At 38.0% G+C, this 6804-nt stretch carries 8 protein-coding genes; 5 read left to right on the forward strand and 3 right to left on the reverse strand.

Translation table 11 applies throughout. The features are described from left to right. Positions 1 to 29 precede the first annotated feature (29 nt). From KJS58_RS23105 to KJS58_RS23115, 3 genes are all read right to left on the reverse strand, one after another. Positions 30 to 869: an ArdC family protein gene (locus tag KJS58_RS23105; protein WP_306433114.1), complete on the reverse strand. Its 840-nt coding sequence runs from the start codon at positions 867 to 869 to the stop codon at positions 30 to 32. Between the two features lie 45 nt (positions 870 to 914). Then, positions 915 to 1274 carry a hypothetical protein gene (locus KJS58_RS23110; protein WP_202032976.1) on the reverse strand — a complete coding sequence of 120 codons (360 nt, stop codon included), beginning with the start codon at positions 1272 to 1274 and terminating at the stop codon, positions 915 to 917. A gap of 268 nt (positions 1275 to 1542) precedes the next feature. Further along, positions 1543 to 1707, reverse strand: coding sequence for a hypothetical protein (locus tag KJS58_RS23115; RefSeq protein WP_213535845.1), 165 nt, complete (start codon positions 1705 to 1707; stop codon positions 1543 to 1545). A 509-nt stretch (positions 1708 to 2216) separates the two neighbouring features. Between KJS58_RS23115 and KJS58_RS23120 the strand changes: the two genes are divergently transcribed. The 5 genes from KJS58_RS23120 to tet(L) all read left to right on the forward strand — a co-directional run bounded on the left by KJS58_RS23120 (position 2217) and on the right by tet(L) (position 6477). Then, entirely contained in the window at positions 2217 to 2954 is a 738-nt protein-coding gene (locus KJS58_RS23120) for a hypothetical protein (RefSeq protein ID WP_202032978.1), read from the forward strand. 233 nt (positions 2955 to 3187) lie between these two features. After that, positions 3188 to 3661: a hypothetical protein gene (locus KJS58_RS23125; protein ID WP_213535853.1), complete on the forward strand. Its 474-nt coding sequence runs from the start codon at positions 3188 to 3190 to the stop codon at positions 3659 to 3661. A 256-nt stretch (positions 3662 to 3917) separates the two neighbouring features. Beyond that, entirely contained in the window at positions 3918 to 4901 is a 984-nt protein-coding gene (locus tag KJS58_RS23130; protein WP_000336291.1) for a protein rep, read from the forward strand. 103 nt (positions 4902 to 5004) lie between these two features. Then, positions 5005 to 5067, forward strand: a complete 63-nt coding sequence (locus KJS58_RS25835) for a tetracycline resistance efflux system leader peptide (protein WP_012779615.1) — start codon at positions 5005 to 5007, stop codon at positions 5065 to 5067. A 33-nt stretch (positions 5068 to 5100) separates the two neighbouring features. Further along, positions 5101 to 6477 carry a tetracycline efflux MFS transporter Tet(L) gene (tet(L), locus tag KJS58_RS23140; protein WP_001574277.1) on the forward strand — a complete coding sequence of 459 codons (1377 nt, stop codon included), beginning with the start codon at positions 5101 to 5103 and terminating at the stop codon, positions 6475 to 6477. Positions 6478 to 6804: the final 327 nt, after the last annotated feature.

A 6804-nucleotide genomic window follows, 5' to 3' on the forward strand; every position in this document is an offset into this window, starting at 1 on the left:
TCAATTCGTAGGGGCAAAGCCCCTACCTCTCAGTCCCCATTTGCTTCGTCAAAAGTCGTACCTAATATATAATCTGTCGCCTTTTGGGCTTGTCCTGCGGCCTTTACAATTAACGTTGGATCATTTTTAAGTTTTCGGTGCCATGACTGAATATAAGCGGCGCTGTTCTCGATGGTGCTATTATCAATGCCGCATGTAGCGCAAAGCATAGCTGCTCCAATCTCGGCTATAAGTTCTTCCTTTGAATAGTTTTCATCGCCAAAGGCGGCGTATTCCTCAATGCCTGGCCGGTTTAAACGGCTCTGATGCCCGCTACTGTGTATGAGTTCATGAAATAAGGTCGAATAATACTCCTCTGCTTTTGGATAGTCTTGTAAAGGCGGAACACTGACCCTGTCTGGAGATGGCATATAATAAGCCCGTCCTGACGCGAAGCCGATAGGCGGAGCGTCTGCATATCCGTCTACAATAGCTTCCGCTTCAGCAATAGGATCATGGTCAAAACTGACCTCCTTCCGCTTGCTTTTTATGCCCTTGCAATCCTTTATATCAAACACCCGGTAATAGCGAAGCATCGGTATTTTTTCAGCTTCTCCGGTATCCGCATCTTCTTTTTCTAACCAGCGCCAGAAAACAACGATTTGAGACTTCGCGCCTTTGACACTGCCCCCAGCTTCCGTAATCTGCTTATAAGTGGCGTACTCTCCCGGCGGCAATAACAGTGTATTAATCCCCCGGTAGGGCCGCTGCGATATCCAGTTTACCGCGCCACTAACGACCCACGGTCTGCGCCACGGCACGACACCCGCCGCGAGCAGTTCTAAAATCCGTTCCGTCACAATTTCATATACCGATTTCTTCATTGCCATGGTCAAAGTCTCCTCTCTGTGCCGGGAGAAACCCGGCTTAGCGGATTAATTTGCTTCTCGCTCTTCGCGAACTTCAATCGAAGAAATATCCATTTCAAAAGTTGCCAAACTCTCGCTTATGACCGCATCGATTAGCTCTTGAATCTTGTTCGTTATCAGGTGATATTCATTCACTCTCACCGTCCAAATGCAGTAATAGATCGGCTTTCTTTCATCTACTTTTCTAAGCATCCCTGCCCACTCACGGACTCTAGCGGGCGAAAGAGTAGCTACCATTTCCCTGTACTCGTCCATCGTTAGAAAATGTATTTTCACAGGCTGTTCGTTAAATACAAACAACGCTTTTTTATAAATGCCATGACACACCGTAAGTGCCGCTACTATTTTGAGTTTATGAGTTTTCATTTCATTACCTCCTGCTCCTGAATCTAAAGTGTAGGTATGGCAGCAACCTTAGTGGTTGCTGCCACCTGGGTTTTACTTACGGTCATTGTATTTATTCGTAGACCACTGAAGCAGGAATGTAATGGACTGAAGGAAAATTGAAAACAAAATGAGAATCAAAAGTAACATTTCCATTAGACTTGTCCTCCCTTTAACAAACTGGAATTTTGTGTTAATATGGGAGAGTAAGGGTTGTCAAAACCCCTTACTCTTGTTTCTTTACGGCTAGTTATTTAGGTTTCTTGGGCTTCGACCGACGCGAACGGTCGGAGCCCTTCCCTTTATTTCTAGCCGTAAGCCATTCAATGAATGCCTTCACAACGCCGAGAAACTGTACAATTACTTGTAAAAATGCCGCGATCACGGCAAGCAGGACAATGGTTTCATTTTGCAATTCCTCACCTCCTTTCTGTTTAAGGTTTTAGGTGTCAAAAGAGATTTTTTAGAACGTTGCCTGCCGCATGGCTGGCTTCCCCAAAGGGGAATTTTTTTCCCTTTTGACGCATGCTTGGGAACCCGTGCAATGGCAGGCGGTCAAGGGATCAGCACACCAAAGTTTTTCTTCCGCTTCTTCTTTTCCAAATAGGAAGAAAAAGTTTTGTTGCCCCTTGACCGTATGCCCGCCTACTTGGTTTCCGGGAGGTTGAGGGGCGAAGCCGGAGGCTCGGCCTTCCGGAAACTTAGTAGGCTTTGCAGCGGGTTACCATGCGGAAGGCAAAAGGGAGAAAAATCTTTCCAATAAAAAAGAACCGGCGTATGCCGGTTCTCTCCTTTTCCTGCTCTCCTTCTCCGTTTATGCTAAGTAATCCCTTGCATGATGATGAAGCAACGCGGAATCATGATGCTTTTTTTTCTGCATGAGCTGCTTGATGGGAGCATGGAGAACCTGAACCAGAGTATGTATTGGATGAATACTATTTGTTTTCAAGTCCTGAAAGTCTAGTATCCCCTTTTGCTGTTCGTCCAGATAGTACTTGGAAAATGACCTATTTAACTACCTCTGCGGGATTTTTCGTTACCCTTTCAATTCTTCAAGGTAATGCAGTTGATTCAATAACCGGTGATGTAGAACGACAGACACTAAACGGAACTACTTGGCAAAAAGGAACGGTTTCAGGATTCAGCAAGACTAAGGCTAATACAGGAAAGGTCTTCACTTGGAATGCTGCCCCAGTAGCTGTTGCTGAAGCTTATATTTATGATATTACAGTTAAAGATAGTGGTAGTACTTATAACTATTCAAACAAAGGTAAATATAATCAAGTAAGATACCATTTTTCAGGTGGACACTATGGTAAAATGGCTGCAATGGGTGGTGAGAGACACCATATTGTTTCTTCTGCAGCATTAAAAAGTGTAGGTCTAAGTTCATATGCGGGTCCCGCAATGAGAATGTTAACAAAAGATCATAAATTGACGCCAAACCATGCGAATAGTACTGAAGCACAAAACTATCGTGCTAAAGAGCTTCAATATTTGAAGAACAAACAATATCAGGAGCTGTTAAATTTCACAGTTGATAATCTTAAAAAGATAGCTGATCCTGGTGGAGGTTACGGTACTCTGGCTAATAAATATAGATATGCGTTGTCTGATGCCCTCTTCTACGCACATCAATATTTTAATATTCCAATCAAATAATCAAAAATTAAAGAACCTCTCTTTATAATGAGAGGTTCTTTAATTTAATAGGTAATTCTTATATAATACTATTGATTACCTAAAAATAGATTTTTTTCTAAGCTTGTGGATTAAATTCCCCATACAAACCGATAAATTTATATAAGATAAATTAGTGAATTATAGTGGCTTATTTTTGGTTTGTATAAATTATCTAAGAATTTATTTTAATATTGATGGGAGAGGCAGTTTTAATGGAGAATATAATGATTATCTCACCCTTTATCGGGATTGGTACTGTAAAATTAGGAATGAGCCAATCAGAAGTTCATGAGATCTTAAAGGATGGTGGCTATCTTGAAAATCTGATTAGCAGATGCGAGTATGATGAAAATGATAAATTGAAATTTATAGAAATAAGTAATCCGTTTGATGAGTTTGATCTTCAATTACTCTACGATGGAATTGATGTATTTAAGACGAAAGCCAACAGCTTAGTAGAGAAGATCGACGAAAAAACACCTTATTTTAGAAATGAAGAGGCTGAAATGGGAGTGTGTTATACTTTTAAAGACCTTCAGCTGTCATTTTGGAGACCAAGTGCGCTCACTGAAGATGAGATGAATTCAGTAGAATTTTTAGAAGAATTAAGTCCGGAAAACCAAGAGTATGAAAAAAGAAATCTATATTTTAGTGCAGTTGCTATAGCTTCAAAAGGATATTATTAAGAGTGCTCTTCTTGTAAATGCTAGGTGCCGAACTTAGACCATGTGAGTCGTAAAGAACCACCGTTATTAAGCTAGTTGAAAGAACAGGGTGATTTTGTAACCTAAAAGTAATTACAGCTGCCACTACTTTATAAACAAAAGGGCTCTTCACATTGGGGATGTGGAGTCCTTTTTCTATTTAAAGGATATGAACTATTCTGCCCAATATTAAAGAAAAAGCAACCGCTCTGTAGATATGGGGGTTTCTTTTAATATTATGTGTCCTAATAGTAGCATTTATTCAGATGAAAAATCAAGGGTTTTAGTGGACAAGACAAAAAGTGGAAAAGTGAGACCATGGAGAGAAAAGAAAATCGCTAATGTTGATTACTTTGAACTTCTGCATATTCTTGAATTTAAAAAGGCTGAAAGAGTAAAAGATTGTGCTGAAATATTAGAGTATAAACAAAATCGTGAAACAGGCGAAAGAAAGTTGTATCGAGTGTGGTTTTGTAAATCCAGGCTTTGTCCAATGTGCAACTGGAGGAGAGCAATGAAACATGGCATTCAGTCACAAAAGGTTGTTGCTGAAGTTATTAAACAAAAGCCAACAGTTCGTTGGTTGTTTCTCACATTAACAGTTAAAAATGTTTATGATGGCGAAGAATTAAATAAGAGTTTGTCAGATATGGCTCAAGGATTTCGCCGAATGATGCAATATAAAAAAATTAATAAAAATCTTGTTGGTTTTATGCGTGCAACGGAAGTGACAATAAATAATAAAGATAATTCTTATAATCAGCACATGCATGTATTGGTATGTGTGGAACCAACTTATTTTAAGAATACAGAAAACTACGTGAATCAAAAACAATGGATTCAATTTTGGAAAAAGGCAATGAAATTAGACTATGATCCAAATGTAAAAGTTCAAATGATTCGACCGAAAAATAAATATAAATCGGATATACAATCGGCAATTGACGAAACTGCAAAATATCCTGTAAAGGATACGGATTTTATGACCGATGATGAAGAAAAGAATTTGAAACGTTTGTCTGATTTGGAGGAAGGTTTACACCGTAAAAGGTTAATCTCCTATGGTGGTTTGTTAAAAGAAATACATAAAAAATTAAACCTTGATGACACAGAAGAAGGCGATTTGATTCATACAGATGATGACGAAAAAGCCGATGAAGATGGATTTTCTATTATTGCAATGTGGAATTGGGAACGGAAAAATTATTTTATTAAAGAGTAGTTCAACAAACGGGCCATATTGTTGTATAAGTGATGAAATACTGAATTTAAAACTTAGTTTATATGTGGTAAAATGTTTTAATCAAGTTTAGGAGGAATTAATTATGAAGTGTAATGAATGTAACAGGGTTCAATTAAAAGAGGGAAGCGTATCATTAACCCTATAAACTACGTCTGCCCTCATTATTGGAGGGTGAAATGTGAATACATCCTATTCACAATCGAATTTACGACACAACCAAATTTTAATTTGGCTTTGCATTTTATCTTTTTTTAGCGTATTAAATGAAATGGTTTTGAACGTCTCATTACCTGATATTGCAAATGATTTTAATAAACCACCTGCGAGTACAAACTGGGTGAACACAGCCTTTATGTTAACCTTTTCCATTGGAACAGCTGTATATGGAAAGCTATCTGATCAATTAGGCATCAAAAGGTTACTCCTATTTGGAATTATAATAAATTGTTTCGGGTCGGTAATTGGGTTTGTTGGCCATTCTTTCTTTTCCTTACTTATTATGGCTCGTTTTATTCAAGGGGCTGGTGCAGCTGCATTTCCAGCACTCGTAATGGTTGTAGTTGCGCGCTATATTCCAAAGGAAAATAGGGGTAAAGCATTTGGTCTTATTGGATCGATAGTAGCCATGGGAGAAGGAGTCGGTCCAGCGATTGGTGGAATGATAGCCCATTATATTCATTGGTCCTATCTTCTACTCATTCCTATGATAACAATTATCACTGTTCCGTTTCTTATGAAATTATTAAAGAAAGAAGTAAGGATAAAAGGTCATTTTGATATCAAAGGAATTATACTAATGTCTGTAGGCATTGTATTTTTTATGTTGTTTACAACATCATATAGCATTTCTTTTCTTATCGTTAGCGTGCTGTCATTCCTGATATTTGTAAAACATATCAGGAAAGTAACAGATCCTTTTGTTGATCCCGGATTAGGGAAAAATATACCTTTTATGATTGGAGTTCTTTGTGGGGGAATTATATTTGGAACAGTAGCAGGGTTTGTCTCTATGGTTCCTTATATGATGAAAGATGTTCACCAGCTAAGTACTGCCGAAATCGGAAGTGTAATTATTTTCCCTGGAACAATGAGTGTCATTATTTTCGGCTACATTGGTGGGATACTTGTTGATAGAAGAGGTCCTTTATACGTGTTAAACATCGGAGTTACATTTCTTTCTGTTAGCTTTTTAACTGCTTCCTTTCTTTTAGAAACAACATCATGGTTCATGACAATTATAATCGTATTTGTTTTAGGTGGGCTTTCGTTCACCAAAACAGTTATATCAACAATTGTTTCAAGTAGCTTGAAACAGCAGGAAGCTGGTGCTGGAATGAGTTTGCTTAACTTTACCAGCTTTTTATCAGAGGGAACAGGTATTGCAATTGTAGGTGGTTTATTATCCATACCCTTACTTGATCAAAGGTTGTTACCTATGGAAGTTGATCAGTCAACTTATCTGTATAGTAATTTGTTATTACTTTTTTCAGGAATCATTGTCATTAGTTGGCTGGTTACCTTGAATGTATATAAACATTCTCAAAGGGATTTCTAAATCGTTAAGGGATCAACTTTGGGAGAGAGTTCAAAATTGATCCTTTTTTTATAACAGGAATTCAAATCTTTTTGTTCCATTAAAGGGCGCGATTGCTGAATAAAAGATACGAGAGACCTCTCTTGTATCTTTTTTATTTTGAGTGGTTTTGTCCGTTACACTAGAAAACCGAAAGACAATAAAAATTTTATTCTTGCTGAGGGGTGTCTCTTAGACCGTGTCTTTTGCACTTAACCCCTCCATAACAAATAATAAATCATATTTTACCCGGGTAATATTGACTTCTTATTTTATCCGGGTAAAATTATTAAGGTATTCAAAGGAGGA

The organism is Paenibacillus sp. J45TS6 (assembly GCF_018403285.1).
Classification (GTDB): Bacteria; Bacillota; Bacilli; order Paenibacillales; family Paenibacillaceae; genus Paenibacillus.

Coding starts and splice junctions, on each gene's coding strand:
- KJS58_RS23105 (WP_306433114.1), bottom strand. CDS start 869: ATGGCAATGAAGAAATCGGTATATGAAATTGTGACGGAACGGATTTTA.
- KJS58_RS23110 (WP_202032976.1), bottom strand. CDS start 1,274: ATGAAAACTCATAAACTCAAAATAGTAGCGGCACTTACGGTGTGTCAT.
- KJS58_RS23125 (WP_213535853.1), top strand. CDS start 3,188: ATGGAGAATATAATGATTATCTCACCCTTTATCGGGATTGGTACTGTA.
- KJS58_RS23130 (WP_000336291.1), top strand. CDS start 3,918: ATGTGTCCTAATAGTAGCATTTATTCAGATGAAAAATCAAGGGTTTTA.